The following is an 18,803-nucleotide window of genomic DNA, read 5'->3' as shown; positions in this document are numbered from 1 at the left end:
CCGTAAATTTGGCTAGAACGGAATGTCGTCTTCGTCGTCTCCGGCGAGGTCGAAGGGGTCGACCTTGGCGGTAACCGACCGTGCGGTGGCGGCCGGGGCGGACCCGGCCTCGGCGGGGCGGGTGGCCCACGCGGGGAACGGGAAGTTCACCACGAGGGGGACCGGGAGTTCGGGCTGGGCCACGAACATGGTGCCGGGCTTGGCCATGAGCACGCGCATGCGCTGCGCCTGGGTGAGGAACCCGTACTCGGGCCGCGTGGCCTCGGCCGCGTCGAGGCGGCCGACGACGCGGATCGCCGAGTTCGACGCGATGCGCCGCTCCACTTCGGACGCGGTCTGCTGGGCGCCGATGAGGATCACCCCGAGGGACCGGCCGCGCTCGGCGATGTCGAGCAGGATGTCCTTGATCGGGCTGGTGCCTTCGCGCGGCGCGTACTTGTTCAGCTCGTCGAGGACCACGAACTGGAGCGGCCGGGCCGTGCCCGCCTTCTCCTTGCGCTCGAACTCGCTGCGCAGCACCACGCCGACGACGAACCGCTGCGCCCGGTCGGGCAGGTTGTGCAGGTCGACCACCGTCACCTGCGCGTCGGACGACAACGCCGCGCCGCGGGGCGGCAGGTCGCCGCGGATGAGCCGGCCGATGTCGCGCCCGGAGGCGATGAGCCGCCGGATGAACGCGTTCACCGTGCCCAGGCCGATCGCCGAACCCGCCCACTCGGTGCGGGTCTCGTCGTCGGCGAGCCGCTCGCACACCAGGTCCACGAGGTCCCGGTACGAGGTGAGGAGCCGCCCGTCGACGCTGATCGCGCCGTTGTCCTTGGGGCGGGCCTCCTTCCGCAGCCGCGCGGCGACCTGGTGGACCACCATCGTGTACTGCTGGCGGTCGTCGTCGCCGTCGGCGAACACGAACGGCAGCAGGTTGAGCTGGCAGAACTCGGCGAGCGTCCAGTAGAACGCGTCGACGCCCGTCGACCGGCACGCCACGTCGGGCACCCCGTTCGAGTCCCCTTCGCGCGGCGGCGCGAGCACCTCCACGGACTTGAACGCGCCCGGCTCCATGCCCAGGCGCCGGTACGAGTCGCGCACCGTCTCGTCGATCTTCGTGTTGTCGTGGTCGAGGAGCAGCAGGTCCTCGCCCTTGACGTTGAAGATGAGCGCCTTCGTGTTCGCGGCCTCCGCGCCCAGCGCGCCGGAGTGCAGCAGCGAGTACAGCATCCACGTCGCGAACGAGGTCTTCGTGGCGACGCCGGAGATGCCCGAGATCGACACGTGCGCGCCGCGGGTGCCGTCGAGGAAGTCCGGGTTCAGGTACACCGGCTGGCCGTCGCGCGAGAACCCAAGGGGCACTTGGCGGGCCATGCCGTCGAAGTACAGGGCCCGGTCGCGGTCCTCGCCGGAGGCCCGCTGCACCTCGGCGCCCGGGCGCGGCGGCACGAACACCTCCGGCTCGACGCGGGTCACCGTGACCTCCGCGGCCTCCTGCACCTGCGCCGGGAGCAGCCCCCCGGCGATGTCGAACACGTCGGAGTCGAACTGGGCGCCCTCGTGGCGGCTGCGCACCGACGTGACCACCCCGGAGATGCGGACCGTGCCGACCCCCGGGACCTGCCGCTCGGTGGTGAGCACGTCGTCGAGCTGCGCGTACGCCTCCGGCCCGACGCCGACCCAGAACGACAGGGGCGTCGCGTCCTCCGTGCCCAGCACGCGGCCCACCGATTCACTCATCGCTCGATCCTCGCAGATAGCGCAGGATGAGGTTGCCCCCGGCTTCGAGGACGTGTCGCAGCCGCAGCGGCACCGCCTCCGGAGCCGCCTCGCCCTCGGCGACGCGCATCGGGCCCGCCCCGACGAGCAGCGGCGACACCGTCAGGTCCAGCTCGTCCGCGAGCCCCGCGGCGATCAAGGACCCGAACACGTGCGGCCCGCCCTCGCACAGCACCTGCCGCAGCCCCCGCTCGCGCAGCGCCGCCACCGCCGCCGTGAAGTCGACTTCGCCCGTGCCCGCGGCGATCACGTCCGCGACGTCCCGGAACGGCTCGACCGCGGCCTCCGGCAGGTCCGCGGGCACGATCAGGATCGGCCGCCGCGGCGCCTGCGTGAAGATCCCCGCCCCCGGGTCCAGGCTCGCCGTGCGCGAGGCGATCGCCATCACCGGCACCTCCGGCAGGCCCTGCGCCCGCCGCCACGCCATCCGGTCCTCCGAGAGCACCAGCGGCCCGTACCCCTCGGCCCGCACGGTCCCCGACCCCGCCAGGAGCACGTCGCACCGCGCCCGCAGGACCTTGAACACCCGCTTGTCCTCTTCACCCGAAAGGGGACCCGACAGGCCCTCCAGGGTCGCCGCCCCGTCGGCGCTGGACACGAAGTTCACCCGCAGCCAGTCCGGTCCGGGCGGCGCGTACGCCTCGTAGACCTCGTCGTCGGTCAGTTCATCGAGTTTTCGGTACAGCACGTCTGCCACCGCTGAAACCTAGCCCACCCCTCCGACAGCGGCGTCCCGAACCCGCGTCAGGCCCCCAGGACCTGCTCCAGGTACGCGTTCGCGAAGCGCCGCTCCGGGTCCACCTCGTCGCGCACCCGCCGGAAGTCCTCGAAGTGCTTGTACCGCCGCGAGAGCTGCTCCGCGCCCAGCGTGTGCATCTTCCCCCAGTGCGGGCGCCCCTCCGCCGCGTCGAACACCGCCTCGCAGTCCCGGAAGTACGGCACGTGGTCGTGCCGGAAGAACTGGTGCACCGCCACGTACGCCGTCCGCCGCCCCTGCGCCGTCGACAGCCAGATGTCGTCCGCCGCCGCGAACCGCACCTCCACCGGGAACGACACCGTGTGCCCCTCCCGCTCCACCATGGCCTGCAGCTCCCGCAGCACCGTCGGCAGCGCCTCCCGCGGCAGCGCGTACTCCATCTCGCGGAACCGCACCGTCCGCGGCGACGTGAAGATCCGGTGCGACCGGTCCGTGTACTCCCGGGCGCTCCACACCCGCCCCGCCACCCGGTTCAGCCGCGGCACCATCGACGGGAACCGCACCCCGACCCGGTTGCTCGCCGAGAACAGCGCGTTCTCCGTGAACGTCTCGTTCCACCAGTACGACAGGCGGCTCGGCGCCCGCGACGGCTCCGACATCGCGTGCCGGTTGTTCCGCTTCGTCAGCGTCCGGTCCGTGTGCGGGAACCAGTAGAACTCGAAGTGGTCGTTCTCCGCGACCAGCTCGTCCAGGCCCTCCAGGACCGCCCCGAGCCGCTCGGGCCGCTCCACCGCGTGCAGCCGGAACGCCGGCACGCACTGGAGCGTCACCTCCGCGATCACCCCCACCGCGCCCAGGCCCAGCCGCGCCGCCGCGAACAGCTCCGGCCGCTCGAACTCCGTGCACTGCACCGTCTCGCCGCTCGCCAGCACCAGCTTCAGGCCCTTGACCTGCCATGCGAAGCCCCGGTACCGGTCGCCCGTGCCGTGCGTCCCCGTCGAGATCGCCCCCGAGACGGTCTGCGCGTCGATGTCGCCCATGTTCTCCAGGGCCAGCCCGTGCGCGTCCAGGACCGTGTTCAGCGCCGCCAGCGTCATCCCCGCCTCGACCGTGACCAGCCCCGACTTCGCGTCCGCCGCCACGACATGGTCGAGCCCGCCCATGTCCACCCGCACGCCCTCGGGCACCGCGATCGCGCTGAACGAGTGCCCCGAGCCGACCGCCTTCACCCGCAGCCCGTCCTCCGCGGCGGCGGCCACCGCGGCCGCCAGCTCCTCGGACGTCGACGGGCGCACCGTCCGCACCGGCTCGGCGCCCTCGGTGCGCGACCAGTTCTGCCAGTGTGCGTTCTCGGCGACGGGGGTCCCCATGGCGGCGGTCCTTCCAACGGCTCTGTTGAATACGAGGTGTACTTCACGGTAGCTTTCATCTAACCCCACTTGACCTGCGGAAGGGAAGTCGGATGGGCTATCAGGAAGCAACGGGCTCGCCAGGGGCCGCCGTCGAAGGCGCCGCCGACCAGCGGTTCGACGTCCTCAACCGGGCGACGCGGGGGATACAGCCCCCGTTCGCCGCGGTCGATCTGGACGCGTTCGACACCAACGCGGCCATCCTGCGCCGCAACGCGATCGGCAAACCGCTGCGCCTCGCCAGCAAGTCGCTGCGCTGCCGCCCGCTCATGCGGCGCGCGCTCGCCCAGCCCGGCTTCAAAGGCATCCTCGGGTTCACGCTCCCCGAGGCCCTGTGGCTGGCCGAGGAGTTCGACGACGTCGTCGTCGCCTACCCCACCGCCGACACCGACGCGCTCCGCGCGCTCGCCGCCGACGAGCGCCTCGCCCGCCGCATCACCCTCATGGTGGATTCCGTCGAGCACCTCGACTTCCTCGCCCGGCACGTCGAGCCGAGCCCGTCGCGGCCGCTGCGCCTGTGCCTCGAACTCGACGTCTCGCTCGAACTCCTCGGCGGCCGCATCCACATCGGCGCCTACCGGTCCCCGGTCCGCACCCCCGACCAGGCCCTCGACCTGGCCCACGAGATCGACAAGCGCCCAGGTGTGCGCCTGGTCGGCATCATGGGCTACGAGGGCCAGATCGCGGGCGTCCAGGACGCCTTCAGTGCCGCTGCGCTGCGCTCGCCCCTGGTGCGGCTCATGCAGACCGTCTCCAAAGCCGAGCTCGCCGAGCGCCGCGCCGAGGCCGTCGCCGCCGTCCGCCGCGTCACCGACCTCGAATTCGTCAACGGCGGCGGCACCGGCTCGGTCGCCTCCACCGCCGCCGACCCGTCGGTCACCGAGATCGCGGCCGGGTCCGGCCTCTACTCGCCCGCTCTGTTCGACGGCTACCGCTCGATCCGGCCGCTCCCGGCCGCGTTCTTCGCGCTCCCCGTCGTGCGCAGGCCCAAGCGCGGCATCGTGACCGCCCTCGGCGGCGGCTGGATCGCCTCCGGCGTCCCGGGCCCCGACCGCCTCCCCAAGCCCGCGTTCCCCGCCGGGCTCCGCTACTCCAAGACCGAGGGCGCCGGGGAGGTCCAGACGCCCCTGCGCGGCCGCGCCGCCGACGCGCTCGCCATCGGCGACCGCATCTGGATGCGCCACGCCAAGGCCGGGGAGCTCGCCGAGCGCGTCAACACGATCCACCTGATCCGGCGCGGCGAGGTCGTCGACGAGGTCCCGACCTACCGCGGCGAGGGCCGCGCGTTCGTCTGAGCCGCAACGCGAACGAACGGGCCCGGCGGGGTCACTCCCGCCGGGCCCGTTCACGTCGCGCTAGTCGTCGCGGCCGCCGTTGCCGTTCCCGCCGCCGCCGGTGGTGCACTGGCCCAGCCATTCCATGATCGGCGTGCACTCCTCGTTCCCGCCGCCTCCCGGCGGCGTCGGGACGCCGCAGCGGGAGTCGGCCTGGCCGGTGGCCGTCGCGCAGTACGGGCTGTCCGCGTCGATCGTGCCGTCCTCGTTGACGATGCCGTCGACGATCGCGCTGCCCATGTGCTCGGCCTCGGTCCAGGGGACCTTCTCGTACTGCTTCGCCTCGATGGCGCCGTCCATGAACTGCTTCCAGACCGGGTAGCTCAGGGTGCCACCGAAGATGTTGTCGGTGCCGCCGTTCTTGTTCAGCAGCGGCGCCGACTCGGCGGTCGCGTTGCCGACCCAGGTGGCGATGCTCAGCTGCTTGATCGCGCCGACGTACCAGGTGTGGGCGTTGGCGCTGTCGTACCCTTCCCAGTTGGCCTCCCAGGTACCGGTCTTGCCGGTGTAGGGATTGTCGACGGCGCCGCCGTCGCCCTCGATCTCGGAGCCGACCCACTGGAGGTTGCGGGCGATGCTCGCGTCCATCGCCTCGGTCTGCTCCAGCGGCCGGATCTCGGGGACCTCGTTGCCGTTGCGGTCGAGGACCCGCTCGACGAAGTGGGTCTCGTTGTAGACGCCGTCGTTCGCGATGGTCGCGTACACGGTCGCCATGTCCTTCACCGACGTCGGGTACTGGCCGAACGAGATGTGGTAGTAGAACGGCGAGTTCGGCGACTCCAGGTCGAGCGGGGTGTGCACGGGCGAGCCGTCCTCGTTGACCTCGTCGAGCGGCGCGAGCGGGTCGACGTTGCCGTTCGAGTCGGTCGCGAAGCTGCCGTCCTCGTTCTCGCGGGTGCCGTGCCGCGAGTAGGTGATGGTGCCGTCGTCCTCGATGTAGAACTTGTAGGTGACGGCGACGCCGTCCTCGTTCTGGCTCAAGGTCCGCAGACCCATCTGGATGGCGTTCTCCAGGATCGCGGTGGCGCCGTACTTCTCGGCGATCTGGTACATCGGCGTGTTGCGCGAGTCGCGGAGCGCCTGGGTCAGGGTCCGGTCCGTGCTCTCGTTGCGGCCCGCGTTCGAGATGGTGCCGTCGCCGATGCCCTCCAGGGTGTCGAACTCGCGCGGCGAGTCCGAGGTCCACCACGAGTCGATCGACGCGCCGTGCTCGATGGCGGTGGCCGCGGTGATCATCTTGAAGGTCGACGAGGGCGGGTGCGGGTTCTCGATCCCGGCCTTGTCGACGCCGAGGCCGTTCTCGCCGCCGTAGTAGCCGAGGACCCGGCCGGTGCCGGGCTCGACGGCGACGACGGCGTCGGCCATCGACTTGTTCTGGTCGGCGAGCGCGGCGTTGTCGTTGGTGTTCATGAACTCGGAGAAGCCGTCGTCATTGAGGTAGACCTCGGCCTCGTTGACGTCGTCGACGATCTCGCCGTCGGCGTTGAGCATGTTCCCTTCGTCGTCCTCGACGCGTTTGAGGTCGCCGCGGCTGGCGGTCGAGTACGCGAGCTCCTGGATCTGCGGGTCGAGGGTCAGCTCGACGGTGTAGCCGCCGGTGCCCGCGTCCTTGCCGTAGAAGTCGTTCTGGGTGAGGCCGTAGCGGCTCTCCAGCTCGTCCCAGATGTAGCCGTCGTTCGGGTTGGTGATGAAGCCGGTCGCCGCCTCGTGGCCCCAGGTGCCCGGGTTCTCCAGGGCCGCGAGGGTCTCGGGCATCCCGGCGTCCAGTTCGGCCTGGACCTGCGCGAGCTGGTCCTCGCTGAGGTCGTCGGTCATGGTCAGCAGCGACTCCATGCCGTGCGTCCACCGGTCGAGGGGCGCGGTGCTGTCCTCGCCGGCCAGCAGCGGGTCGAAGGAGCCGTCGCCGGCCTTGACCTGCATGACGAGCGTCATCGCCTGGCCCCAGGTGAGGTCCTCGACGGGGACGCCGAACCAGATCTGGGAGGCGGCGGCGATGCCGTAGGTGCCGCGGCCGTAGAAGTTCAGGTTCAGGTAGTGCAGGAGGATGTCCTCTTTGGAGTACTGCTGCTCCAGCTTCATCGCCATGACGGCTTCGCGGGCCTTGCGGCCGTACGAGAGGTCGTCGCGGATCTCCATGACCATGCCCGCGTACTGCTGGCTGATCGTGGAGGCGCCCTGGGTGTCGCCGCCGGTGACGTTGTTGACCAGGGCGCGCATGGTGCCCTTGTAGTCGACGCCGTCGTGCTCGAAGAAGTCCTTGTCCTCCAGGGCGAGCAGCGACCAGACGACCTGGTCGGGCAGCTCCTCGTAGGTGTCGACGAGCTTGCGGGTGTACTCGCCGTATCCGGCGATGACCGTGCCGTCGGAGAGGGCGATCGAGGTGGACTCGCCGAACTTGAGGTCCTGCGGGGCGGGCACGTTCTGGAAGAACCAGGAGCCGGCCACCGTGACCGCGCCGAGCATCATGAGGCACACCATGATGAGCGCCGCGTAGACGCGGCGGCGGCGCACCGAGATCTTCTTCTTCCGCTTCTTGCCGCCCGGCGGTGGGGTTCCGGGGCCCGACTTCGGCCTGGCGGCGCCGACGACGGAGGCGCGCCCGACCCCGGCGCGGCCCGCTGCCGCGGGGCCCGGCGGGGGACCGGCGGGGGCCCCTGCGGGCGGTCCGGGCGGCGGCCCGGCGGGCGGGCCCATCGGCGGCGGCGGTGCGCCGTGGCCCGGCGGGAGCCCGTGCGGCGGGCTCGCCTGGAAGCCGGGTCGCGGCCCTGCCGGAGGCCCTGCGGGTGGTCCGGGAGGTCCGGCCGAGGGGCCTTGGGCGGGGCGGTAAACGTCGCTCATGCTCAACCATCCACGAGTTGTGAGGTGCCGGTCCTCGACGCGCGGTCCGAGTCGGCTTCGGCGAGCGCTGCCGAAGGGTGGTGGGTCCGGCCGGCACCCGCAGAACCTTGGATGCTAGCGGACCACGCCCAGTAGGCGAGGAGTGCTCGGATTCGCGGGTGAGGAAGGCCGCTTATCGCCCACCTTAGACCGCCGGTGCGACTCTGCTGCCGTCCCACCGCGCCTGGTACCGCCCCTTGCGGCGACATTCCGGACACCACCGCCGATCACGGCGTTCCGTCCCCGTGACCCATTTCACCCGCTACTTCGCGGCACCCCTGGCGGCCTGCCGTCCCGAGAACAGGCACCCGCCCAGGAACGTCCCCTCCAGGGACCGGTACCCGTGCATCCCGCCCCCGCCGAACCCGGCGGCCTCCCCGGCCGCGAACAGCCCCGGCAGCGGCTCCCCGTCGGCCTTCAGGACCCTGCCGTCGAGGTCGGTGTGCAGCCCGCCCAGCGTCTTCCTCGTCAGCAGGTTCAGCCGCACCCCGATCAGCGGCCCCGCCTTCGGATCGAGCAGCCGGTGCGGCGACGCGACCCGGATCAGCTTGTCGCCCCGGTAATTCCTGGCGCCCCTCAACGCCGTCACCTGCAAGTCCTTCGTGAACTTGTTCCCCATCTCGGCGTCCCTCGCCTCGACCGCCGCCCGCACGGTCTCGTACTCCAGCAGGCCCTCCCCGGTGATCGCGTTCATCTTCGCCACCAGCTCCGGCAGCGTCTGAGCCACCGCGAAGTCGGCCCCGTGCTTCTTGAACGCCTCCACCGGCCCTGGCGCCCCCGGCAGCACCCGCTTCAGCAGCAGCTTGACGTCCTTCCCCGTCAGATCGGGGTTCTGCTCCGACCCCGACAGGGCGAACTCCTTCTCCAGGATCTTCTGCGTGAGCACGAACCAGGTGTACTCGTGCCCGGTCGTCATGATGTGCTCCAAGGTCCCGAGCGTGTCGAACCCCGGGAAGTAAGGAGCGGGCAACCGGCGCCCCGTCGCGTCCAGCCACAGCGACGACGGCCCCGGCAGAATCCTGATCCCGTGCTTGGGCCAGATCGGATCCCAGTTCTCGATCCCCTCCGTGTAATGCCACATCCGATCCCGATTGATCACCTCCGCCCCGGCGTCCTCGGCGATCCCCAGCATCCGCCCGTCCACATGCGCTGGCACTCCGGAAATAAGCCGCTTTGGAGGCGTCCCCAACCGCTCCGGCCAGTTCTGCCGCACCAGATCGAAATTCCCGCCGATCCCCCCGGAGGCAACGATGACCGCCCCGGCACTGATGGAGAACTCCCCGAGCGCTTCCCGGCTCGTCGACACCCCGCGAGCGGACTCGTCAGGAGAAAGCAGCGTCCCGGAGACCCCGATGACCCGCCCGCCCTCGACCTCCAGCCGATCGACGCGATGCCGGAACTTCAGCTGCAACCGCCCATTGCTGACGGCCTGCCTCACCAACCTGACGAACGGCTCGATGATCCCCGGCCCGGTCCCCCAGGTGATATGGAACCTCGGCACGGAATTCCCATGCCCCTGCGCCGTATACCCCCCGCGCTCGGCCCACCCCACCACCGGGAAGAACCGCACCCCCAACGAGTGCAGCCACGCCCGCTTCTCGCCCGATGCGAAATCCACGTAGGCCTCGGCCCACTTCCGCGGCCACGCGTCCTCATCCCGATCGAACCCCGCGGTCCCGACCCAGTCCTGCCACGCCAGCTCCCGCGAGTCCCTGATCCCCATGAACCGCTGCTCCGGCGAATCGACCAGGAACAACCCCCCGAACGACCAGAACGCCTGCCCCCCAAGCGACTGCTCGCCCTCCTGATCGACAACCGTGACCGTCTTCCCCAACCGCACCAACTCAGAGCCGGCAACCAACCCCGCCAACCCACCCCCGACGACAACGACGTCACTGTCCATCGCCCAACCACCTTCCAGCCTGTTACCGACGCGTAGCGCAGATATACCAGGCGGAATGATGACCGTCAATAAGATCGCGAATCGAGGCGGGACGGTTATGCCGCAGATCAGCTGATTCTGGTCCGGTGCTGCGAGAACAGCTCGTGCCGCTGGTGGTCGTCCTGCCCGAGGAACGCCTTGAACTCCCCGAGCCGGTAAGCGATGGCTCCACTCTTCCGCTCGGTGCTCTCAAGCTCGAAGTCATGGCCCAGGTGCACCAGCCGCTGCTCGACTTCGGCCAGGCTCAAACGGGTGCCCTCCCGTTCCAGGAGACCGGCAATCTTCTCCGCGTCGAGGTAGCGGCGGACCTTCTTCTCGCTCTCCTTCTTGAGGATCTTGTAGACGGGGTCGAAGACCTGGTTCTCGTGCTCGAACAGCGTCTGCTTGTGCTCCTTGCGAAGCGCGCTGGCGATTGCTTCCCCGACTGCCTTGGCGACAGGCGGCGGGAAGGCGTTGCCGATCTGGCGGTACTGGCTGGTCTTCTTGCCGGAGAACTCCCACTTGTAGTCCTTGCCGTACCAGCCCTGGATGCGGGCGACCATTTCAATCGTCAGCTTGGGGCCCTTCACCTCCTCGCCCTTTGTCCTCGGGGAGGGCTTGAATCCTGGGCCGGGCGGCTCGTCGGCGATTCCCCAGGCATCGACGTGGAGGTCCGACCACGCCTTCTTGGCGCGGGAAGGCCCCAGGTCCGCACCGCCGTGCTTCTTCGACCCGCCGACGATGGTCGGGGCGATGTCGTTGGCTTTGCGGACCCACTCCTCGGCGCCTTCCCAATTCCTGTCGCTCATGAGGTCTGCGAGCAGTTCCCCGACGGTAGGAGGCTTGGTGGTGTGCTTCTCCGGCCATTTGAAGTACTCGGCATACTCTTCCTGCAGCGCTACAAGTACGAATCTGGGGCGGAGCTGCGAGACGCCGTAGTCTGCCGCGTGCAGCAGCTCCCAGCGGCCGATGTACTTGTGCTCGTAGAGGCGGTCGAGGACATGCTGGCGGTAGCCGGTGAAGCGGTTGGCGCTGAGCCCTCGTACGTTCTCGAGAAGCAGGGCCTTGGGCTGGACTGTTCCGCACAGCTCGACCGCCCATGCGAAGAGGTCGCGCTCGTCGTTCGCGCCGAGCTGCTTGCCCGCGACGCTGAAAGGCGGGCAGGGAACGCCTCCGGCCAGCAGGTCGACGCCCTTGTAGTCCTCGGGGTTCCAGACGGACGGGTCGGCGACATCCCCTACTCGGACGGTGTCGTCATCCCAGTCCTCTTCCCGCTCGCTCAGGTTATTCCGCAGGGTATCTGCTGCAGTCTGGTCGAGTTCGACTGCGAGCTTGTGCTTGAACCCCGCCAAGTGGAGTCCGAGCGACTGCCCGCCCGCGCCGGCGCAGATCTCGACGACTTCGAGCCTGCGTTTCTGCTCTTCTTCCGACATGCAAATCCCCTCCCGAGCCATGTACATGGCGCTCTGCGTCGAATGTCCGGACATGCTCACGAAGGGTAATCGGCACCTACGACAATTCAGCCTCTGTCGCCTCGGCGGCCGGCTTCGGTTTCACGGAGCTTTGCCTGCGAGAGACTACCTCCCGGCAGACCGCAGACGCGCATTGATCCGCCGCTTCGTGCTCCCAGAAGCGGAGGACCAGCCACCCCGCGGCGATGAGCTGCGCATCGGTCTCGCGGTCCCGCTCCATGTTGCGGCCGATCTTGGCCTTCCAGTAATCGGGATTCGTCTTGGGGAGCACGAAGTGGTCCGGGCATCCGTGCCAGTAGCAGCCGTCGACGAACACGGCCACCTTCGTCGGCCTGAACACGAGGTCCGCGGTGCGCCGCATCTTCGGAAGCGGCTTCGCCGCGACGCGGTACCGCAATCCGGCCGCATGCACGAGCTTCCGCAGCGCCAGCTCCGGAGACGTGTCCCGGTTCCGGTTCCCGAGCATGCTCTTGCGGTTGCCTGCTGAAGAGGCCCAGGAGCCTTCAGGGGCCTTCCACTCCTCAGTCTGTATGCTGCCTTCATCCCTTGGGAATCGTTGGAGCCGTTACGACTGGGTCTTCTGCAGATGCCAGCATCCAGTCGCTTCCATCGAGAGAGACTCTGCCGAGGCCGACGTGTTCGCGATATGGAGTGAGTCTGGCACTGACGAACTCGCCTTTCCCCGGGACAGGGAGACCGAGGTCGCGAGCCATGGCTTGATGGAGTTTGTACTCGCCGAAGATCACGATTCCCTCGCCTTGCAGGTCGGTTCGGGCCCCGCCGTTGTATCGCACTCGTCTCAGAGGATCATCCTGCATTCCGGCAGTCTCGATCGCAGTACGGCTGACAAGACGGCCTTGCGCCCGCCTGAACAGCTCATTGACCCGCTTTTGGCCGCGTCGTTTTCCGGCCAGCTTGACGAAGATCGCGTCAATATCGTCGTCAGACAGCTTGAGCAAGACATTCTCGGGAAGGGGCGCATCCCTGCGAATCCAGGAGATCGCTTCTCGGGCGTCGCTTCGAATGGTCCGCTTGAGATCCCGGTTCTTGCCGTAGGAAAGGATCCGCTCATCGATCCTCACTACTCCGAGCTCCCATCGACTCGACTGGTCATTGAACCAGACCAGCAGGCACAGGTGCCCGACAGCCTCGGGCGGGATCATCCAGCTGCCCGACTTCTGCGAGTACTTGCAGTCGATGTCGATGCCGGCGATCTTGAAGTCCATGCTGTCGCCGTCTTCGAACTCGAACTCGCGCTGAAGGTTGATCTCCAGGAGCGTCCCCGCATGCGTCTTCTCTGTCTTGAAGAGCTGATCCCAGCGGAAGCGCCCCGTGTACCTGCCGTTGTAAAGCATGTCGATCGATGTTCTGATGACACTTGCAGTCCGGGCGCCGTCCGGGTCAATCTTGAGCAGCTCGGCTCTGACCCGCTCGACTTGGGGGTCAAACTGAAGGGAGCGCGGTTCGAAGGCCGGGAGGTTCTCAGGTGCGTGCAGGCTCACCTTCGAGAGCGTATGCCATGAAGGCGAGCGGGCATCGCGGTGCTCTGCGCGAATGTGCGGAGCCCGGAACCGCACGCCGGAGGTGTCAGCGGACGCTGCTGCTGCGCAGACGAGCCACCAGATCTGCCTGATCCCCTGGAGTAAGGTGCCTGTACCGGTCGAACACGGCGTCCACCCGGGTCCTCTCGCGGCGGCCGCTTGCGGCCCATTCCAGAAACTGCTTCCGCTCGGTCTGGGTGAGGCGGCGGACATCGATTTCAACGCTTTCGAGGCTCTCCGGCGGGAGTGTGCTTGAGCGGGAGCTCTCGTTGCACCTGGAGCACTCTGCGCGGAGGTTCGAGTCTGTGCCGCTGCCGCCAAGCTCGGCGGGAACAATGTGGCCGACCGTCATCACTGCGGACCGCAGCGGATCGTCAGGATAGGGTTCCTTCGCTGCAATCCCGCAGAAGAAGCACCGCCCGTGGTCGCGTTCGAGGACTCGGCGGCGCGTTGCTGCGGAGACCGCCGTCTCTGCCGACGGCTTCGGCCCGAGCGCAGGATGCCATCCGACCAGGTCCACTCGGTAGGAGCCCTGGGGGAGACCGTGCTCGTACTTGGCTGAGGGGAGCTCCCAGCCGTACCGCTTGCTGCGCAGCTCCCGGATCCGCCGCTGAAAGTGCTCCTTGGTGTTCCGCTCGCCGCCGCTGCCGAGCGCTTCGCGCAGCTCGTCGGTCGTGAAAAGGTCGCCGATGCCCTTGTTCGACGCCAGCCAGGCCGCGATCCGGACCTCGTCACCGATCCGTTTCCGCGTCCCGGGCCAGTGAAGGAGGTCCCACCAGAGCACGCCGCGGCTCGCGTACGCATGAGGCGGGTGCTGGTGGCTTCCTGGTCCTGTCATGCCGAAGAACCTACCGCGCTGGAGACCGCAATCCTCAACGCGGGCATCCGAACGCCTGTCTCAAATCTGCGCAGGTCAGCGCAGGGTTTTGAGTGTGGCCAGGACTTCTGCTGTGGTGCCGGTTTCGGCTATTAGGGGGAAGATCTTGGTTGTTGCGTGGGTGTGGGATTCGGTGGTGAGGTCGGTTGTTGCGTCTGTGGGGATGGTGAGGTTGTAGCCGTGTTCGTGGGCGGAGCGGGCGGTGGATTCGACCCCGAGGGTGGTGGCTATGCCGGTGATGACCAGGTGGGTGATGGCATGGCGGCGGAGGTGGAGGTTGAGGTCGGTGGCGTGGAAGGAGCCCCAGGTTCGTTTGGTGATGATGGTGTCGGAAGGGTGGGCGAGGCCGTCGATGAGGGTGTCCCAGCCTTCGGGTAGGGGTTGGAAGGCGCGGGGGCCGAGGTCGGTACGGCCTGGGGTCGGGGAGGGGCCGTCGGGGTCGATGGTGAAGCGGGTCAGGAAGACCGGGAGGTTGCGGGCTCGGAAGGCTGCGGCGAGTTTCTTTGAGTTGGCGACGACGTCGGTGAGGTTGTGGGGGGCGGTAGGGCGTGACTCGCTGCCTTTTTGCAGGTCGATGATGAGGAGCGCGGTTCTCTCGTCGAGCTCGGTGATCGGCATTTCGCTGGGTGCTTTCTAGTCGGTGGTCAGGCGTTCGAGGAGCTTGAGGGCTTCGACGAGGGTGGTTCGCTCTGCCGGGGTGAGGCGGTCTTGGATGGCTTGGGTCAGCCATTCGTCGCCCTCTTGCTGGGCGCCTTGGAACATGGTTCGGCCGGCGGGGCTGAGGGAGATGAGTAGTCGGCGGCCGTCTGAGGGGTCGGGGCGGCGTTCGATGAAGCCGCGTTCCTGGAGGGCGGCGAGGGTGGGGACGACCGCTTGGGGGCGGATGCGTTCGGCGGCGGCGAGGGCGCTGGCCGAGGCGTCGCCTTCCTTGCCGAGGCGGCTGAGGAGCGAGGCCTGGGACGGTGTGAGTCCTTGGTTGTCGGAGAGCTCCTTGAAGCGCCGGTAGAGGCGGCCGAACACCGCCCGCAGGTCGCGGGCGATGTTCGACGATGAGTCTTCTGGGCTTGGCATGGGAAGAGCTTAGTTGTTCAAGTCTTCTTTATCAAGCTAGCTTGAAGAGTTTGGGCTACTGCGGCGGGCCGGGGAGTTGGATCGGGGGTGGGGGGAGCTCCCATGCGGCGTGGCGGAGTTGGGTGACCAGGTGGTCGGCCGCGGCCTCGACGTCGTCCTTGCGGAGCTTGTCGGGGAGGCGGTTGGTGGCGATGCGGGAGAGGATCAGCACGTTGAGGGCCGTCTCCCGTAGAAGCTGCGTCAGCGGGATGCGGTGGCGCGCCCCGGCGAGGGCGGTGATGGCGTCGGCGAGTTGATCGAGTTCGGGGTATTCGGCCTTGGGTGTCTCCATCGGGTTGCTCCTCTGGGTGTGCAGTTGTACTTGCGACAACTTAGAGGGTATGGATGACTACCGACAGTTTTGAGTGAGAAATTGGGACGCTGTGGTCAGGGTCTCCCCGTGAACCGGGCTCTTGTCTGCCCGGTTCACAGGAACCTATGCGCGGCAGAGGATCTCGCCGTGGGGGATCATCAGCCAGGACTCCTCGGCGGCGCCCCAGGCCTTCCAGGCGTCGGAGATCGCCTGGAGCTCATCGGCAGTGGCGTGACCGCCGTTGAGGGCCTGCTTCGCGAAGTCGGAGTGGAGGCTGCGGTCGGCCCAGAGGCCGCCCCACCAGGTGCGGTCAGGCTCGTCGGAGAAGGTCCAAGTGGACGAGGTCGCCTCGATCGCCGTCTCAGGGAACCCGGCCTTCAGCGCCCAGGACTTGAGGCGGCGGCCGGCGTCGGGCTCGCCGCCGCCCGCGCGGGCGACGGTCTCGTAGAGGTCGAGCCAGGCGGTCAGCCCCTCCGACTCCGGGAACCAGGTGAAGGCCGCGTAGTCGCTGTCGCGCACCGCGATCAGGCCGCCGGGCTTCGCGACGCGGCGCATCTCGCGCAGGGCCTGGACGGGATCGCTCACGTGCTGGAGCACCTGGTGCGCATGGACGATGTCGAACGTGTCATCCGGAAACCGGAGACTGTGGACGTCGGCCTGCTCAAACCTCGTGTTCGTGAGCCCGCGCTCGGCCACCGCGGCCTCGGCCTTCGGCAGGATGTCCGCGACGTAGTCCACCCCGGTCACCTGCCCGTCGTGCGCGATCTCCGCGAAGTCCGCAGTGATCGTGCCCGGCCCGCACCCGATGTCGAGGATCGTGTGGTCCGTCTTGAGATACGGGAGCAGGTACCCCGCCGAGTTCTCAGCCGTGCGCCAAGCGTGCGAGCGCAGCACCGATTCGTGGTGGCCGTGGATGTACTTCGCAGTCTCGTGTGCCATGCCGCAGAGACTACCTCTGCTGTATCAGCTAATGGGAGACCGATTTCATTATGTGGTCACCACCCGCGGCGCCGGGCGAGCCAGTCGGCGGCCGCCAGGCCGCTCCAGCGCATGTGGTCGTCGATCGCAGGGGAGAGGAGACCTGCGGGGCGGTCGCGCCAGCCTCGGAGCAGCGCGCCCGACATGGCCGCGAGCACGGTGTCGAGCTCCTCGTCCGAGACCTCGGCGGCGGTCGGATGGCCCCTGAAGAGGGCGTTGGCATCATGGCCGTCGGCGTGGGCGGTGAGCAGGAGCAGCACCGTGTCGACCCACGGCGCCATGTGCCTCGGCGAGGTCCAGTCGCAGATCCAGGCCCGGCCCTCGCCGACGATCATGTTGTCGGGACGGAGGTCGGTGTGGGCGATCTCGGCCGATGAGAGGACTTCGTCGATCCGGGATTCGAGCGCCGCGAGTTCGTCGCGCCTGCCGGACAGCGATGCAGGGAGCGGGAACGGCCGCGCACCCGCGGCGACGTCGCGGAACGCCGTCAGACTCCTGCCGGTTTTGACGGCGAGGCCCCGGAGCGCCTCTGGGGGCGGGTTGAGGGCTTCGACGGCATCGGCCCATGTGGAGAGCAGCAGTCGCACGGTCTCCGGACTCATCGGGAGCGCCACAGGGACGCCTTGGAGCGCTTCGTATCCGGTCACGGCCCAGCCGTCGACGTCGGCGGCGAACTCGACCCTCGGCGCCGGCACCTTCGCAGGGAGCGCGGCCGTGTGCCGCGCTTCCGCCTCGTAGGCCGGGCGGTGGAGCGAGTCCGGGCCTGCCGCCTTCACGAACAGCGCCGCGCCCGAGTCGGACCGGAGGAGGGCCGCGAAGCCGTTCGTGAAGCCGCCACCCGCGATGCCGACGTGGGCCGGAGCGCCGCCGAGTTCGCGCTGCACGCGTTCCTGCACCGGGACCGGCAGGTCCGTGTACGCAGGCCTGACCGCGGTGGCGTCGATCCTCGGTGCGGGTCCGAAGCGGCTCATGACCATCCGCGCCGTCGGGCGAGCCAGTCGGCGGCCGCGAGGCCGCTCCAGCGTTGGTGGGCGCGGAGGTGGGAGGAGGTGTTGGGGAGCGGGGGTTCGGCGGAGCGGCTGAGGTAGTAGCCGGTGATCGAGGCGAGGGCGGTGTCGAGGTCGTCGTCGGTGACGCCGACGGCGGTGGAGTGGTCGCGGAAGAGGGCGTCGGCGTCGTGGCCGTCGCCGTGGGCCGCAATGAGGAAGCACGCGGTGTCGAACCAGGTCGAGTGGACGCCGACCCAGTTCCAGTCGCAGATCCAAGCCTGATCGGCGCCGACGATCATGTTGTCCGGGCGCAGGTCGAAGTGCATGACGGAGTCGGCGGTCAGGGCGGCGTCGATGTCCTGCTCGATCGCCGCGAGTTCGGGGATGCGGCCCTCGAACGCCGGCGGGAGCGGGAACGGGGGGATCTCGCCCGCGTCGATGGACGCGAACTGGCGCAGCTCGGGGCCGACCGGCCGGGCGGTGACGCCGATGTCGAGCAGTGACCGCGGCGCCGGGGTCAGGGCTTCGGCGGCGTCGGCCCAGGCTTGCAGCATCAGGTCGAGGTCGTGCGGGGTCATCGGGAGCGTCGGGGCTTTGCCCTGCACCGCTTCGAAACCGAGGACGCTCCAGTCGTCGATGTCGGCCGCGAACTCCAGGCGGGGGGCCGGGACGGCGGCGGGGAGGGCGGTGTTGATGCGGGCTTCCTGGCGGGAGGCCGCGAGGGCCCAGGGGCGGTCGGGGCCCGCGGCCTTGATGAAGAGTTCGGCGCCAGTCTCGGAGCGGACGCGGGCGGCGAAGGCGCTGCCGAAGCCGCCTCCGGCCGTGCGGATGTCGGCGGGCGGGGTCCCGAGTTCCCCGGTGATGATGGCGCGCACGGGTTCCGGGAGGGTCTCCCAGCCCGCGCGGTCGGCGGTGGCGTCGTAGGGGACCGGGGGTCCGAATCGGGGCATGTGGAGAGTGTGGCCGCAGTTCAGCGGGGCCGCAATCGGTTTAGGGGGAAGGAAGGGGCCCTCGCGGCCGTGGTGGGGGCGGCTGCGAGGGCCGGGGTCTATTCTAGGCGCTCGCGAGCAAGGATGGAATGACCACGGGCAGTACATAGCAGCCGATGTCGCCGACTTCGCTGCGGGTGAGGGCCCAGCGGGCGGTGCTGGCGTCGCGGCACAGGACCACGAACGCCACCATGCAGCTGAGCGCCCGCTGCGCGTCGGTCATGAACTGGAGCCACGAGTCCGCCTGCGCCGGATCGGGTTCGAGGACGGCGTCGAAGAGGAGCGCGATGACGCGCTCGCCGCCTTTGGAGTAGGCCGCGGCCACGCACACGCGCAGGCGGCCCTGCTGTTCGGGGAGGGTGAGGGTCCTGCGGCTGATGGCGATGTCGTCGTAGTCGGGGAGGTCGGGGCCGTCGGTGAAGTTGTACAGCTCTGTGGCGAATTCGGGGCGGGTCTCCATCAGCATGGCGAGGAGTTCGTTGTACTCGATCGACATTCGAGTTCCTAACTTCCGCGTGGGGTCACAAAAGGT

At 69.0% G+C, this 18,803-nt stretch carries 17 protein-coding genes; 1 reads left to right on the top strand and 16 read right to left on the bottom strand.

The window, feature by feature from the left end; translation table 11 throughout:
* Positions 1-12: 12 nt before the first annotated feature.
* From WA640_RS01985 to WA640_RS01975, 3 genes are read right to left on the bottom strand one after another with little or no spacing between them, the layout of a single operon-like run.
* Positions 13-1,725: an ATP-binding protein gene (locus WA640_RS01985; protein ID WP_335985833.1), complete on the bottom strand. Its 1,713-nt coding sequence runs from the start codon at positions 1,723-1,725 to the stop codon at positions 13-15.
* On the bottom strand, positions 1,718-2,461 hold the full coding sequence (locus WA640_RS01980; RefSeq protein ID WP_335985832.1) for a pyrimidine reductase family protein: 744 nt from the start codon (positions 2,459-2,461) through the stop codon (positions 1,718-1,720). The genes WA640_RS01985 and WA640_RS01980 overlap by 8 nt, the downstream gene beginning before the upstream one ends.
* Positions 2,462-2,508: 47 nt before the next feature.
* Positions 2,509-3,831 (bottom strand): D-arabinono-1,4-lactone oxidase, encoded by a 1,323-nt coding sequence (locus WA640_RS01975; protein ID WP_335985831.1) that lies wholly within the window; start codon positions 3,829-3,831, stop codon positions 2,509-2,511.
* 92 nt (positions 3,832-3,923) lie between these two features.
* Between WA640_RS01975 and WA640_RS01970 the strand changes: the two genes are divergently transcribed.
* Positions 3,924-5,165, top strand: a complete 1,242-nt coding sequence (locus WA640_RS01970; RefSeq protein WP_106362085.1) for an amino acid deaminase/aldolase — start codon at positions 3,924-3,926, stop codon at positions 5,163-5,165.
* Positions 5,166-5,225: 60 nt separating this feature from the next.
* Here WA640_RS01970 and WA640_RS01965 read toward each other — a convergent pair whose 3' ends face one another.
* The 13 genes from WA640_RS01965 to WA640_RS01905 all read right to left on the bottom strand — a co-directional run bounded on the left by WA640_RS01965 (position 5,226) and on the right by WA640_RS01905 (position 18,767).
* Entirely contained in the window at positions 5,226-8,042 is a 2,817-nt protein-coding gene (locus WA640_RS01965; protein WP_335985829.1) for a transglycosylase domain-containing protein, read from the bottom strand.
* Between the two features lie 301 nt (positions 8,043-8,343).
* Positions 8,344-9,984: an FAD-binding dehydrogenase gene (locus WA640_RS01960; RefSeq protein WP_335985827.1), complete on the bottom strand. Its 1,641-nt coding sequence runs from the start codon at positions 9,982-9,984 to the stop codon at positions 8,344-8,346.
* A 107-nt stretch (positions 9,985-10,091) separates the two neighbouring features.
* The gene (locus tag WA640_RS01955; RefSeq protein WP_335985826.1) at positions 10,092-11,435 is read right to left on the bottom strand and encodes a DNA cytosine methyltransferase; all 1,344 of its coding nucleotides are present in this window, start codon (positions 11,433-11,435) and stop codon (positions 10,092-10,094) included.
* Between the two features lie 76 nt (positions 11,436-11,511).
* Complete coding sequence (locus WA640_RS01950) at positions 11,512-11,940, bottom strand: very short patch repair endonuclease (protein WP_442904650.1); 429 nt, start codon at positions 11,938-11,940, stop codon at positions 11,512-11,514.
* 73 nt (positions 11,941-12,013) lie between these two features.
* A complete protein-coding gene (locus tag WA640_RS01945; protein WP_335985825.1) occupies positions 12,014-12,976 on the bottom strand; it encodes a NaeI family type II restriction endonuclease in 963 nt (320 codons plus the stop codon).
* Between the two features lie 85 nt (positions 12,977-13,061).
* A complete protein-coding gene (locus tag WA640_RS01940; protein WP_335985824.1) occupies positions 13,062-13,853 on the bottom strand; it encodes an HNH endonuclease in 792 nt (263 codons plus the stop codon).
* Between the two features lie 75 nt (positions 13,854-13,928).
* Positions 13,929-14,510 (bottom strand): isochorismatase family protein, encoded by a 582-nt coding sequence (locus WA640_RS01935; RefSeq protein ID WP_335985823.1) that lies wholly within the window; start codon positions 14,508-14,510, stop codon positions 13,929-13,931.
* Between the two features lie 15 nt (positions 14,511-14,525).
* On the bottom strand, positions 14,526-14,963 hold the full coding sequence (locus WA640_RS01930; RefSeq protein WP_335985822.1) for a MarR family winged helix-turn-helix transcriptional regulator: 438 nt from the start codon (positions 14,961-14,963) through the stop codon (positions 14,526-14,528).
* Positions 14,964-15,018: 55 nt separating this feature from the next.
* A complete protein-coding gene (locus WA640_RS01925) occupies positions 15,019-15,294 on the bottom strand; it encodes a hypothetical protein (RefSeq protein WP_335985821.1) in 276 nt (91 codons plus the stop codon).
* A gap of 144 nt (positions 15,295-15,438) precedes the next feature.
* Positions 15,439-16,254: a class I SAM-dependent methyltransferase gene (locus tag WA640_RS01920; RefSeq protein ID WP_335985820.1), complete on the bottom strand. Its 816-nt coding sequence runs from the start codon at positions 16,252-16,254 to the stop codon at positions 15,439-15,441.
* A gap of 56 nt (positions 16,255-16,310) precedes the next feature.
* Positions 16,311-17,264, bottom strand: coding sequence for a phosphotransferase (locus WA640_RS01915; RefSeq protein ID WP_335985819.1), 954 nt, complete (start codon positions 17,262-17,264; stop codon positions 16,311-16,313).
* A complete protein-coding gene (locus tag WA640_RS01910; RefSeq protein ID WP_335985818.1) occupies positions 17,261-18,232 on the bottom strand; it encodes a hypothetical protein in 972 nt (323 codons plus the stop codon). The genes WA640_RS01915 and WA640_RS01910 overlap by 4 nt, the downstream gene beginning before the upstream one ends.
* A gap of 103 nt (positions 18,233-18,335) precedes the next feature.
* Positions 18,336-18,767, bottom strand: a complete 432-nt coding sequence (locus tag WA640_RS01905; RefSeq protein ID WP_106362096.1) for a hypothetical protein — start codon at positions 18,765-18,767, stop codon at positions 18,336-18,338.
* Positions 18,768-18,803: the final 36 nt, after the last annotated feature.

Source organism: Glycomyces sp. MUSA5-2 (assembly GCF_037034145.1).
Lineage (GTDB): Bacteria > Actinomycetota > Actinomycetes > Mycobacteriales > Micromonosporaceae > Glycomyces > Glycomyces artemisiae.
This window is presented reverse-complemented; position numbering and strand designations above follow the sequence as displayed.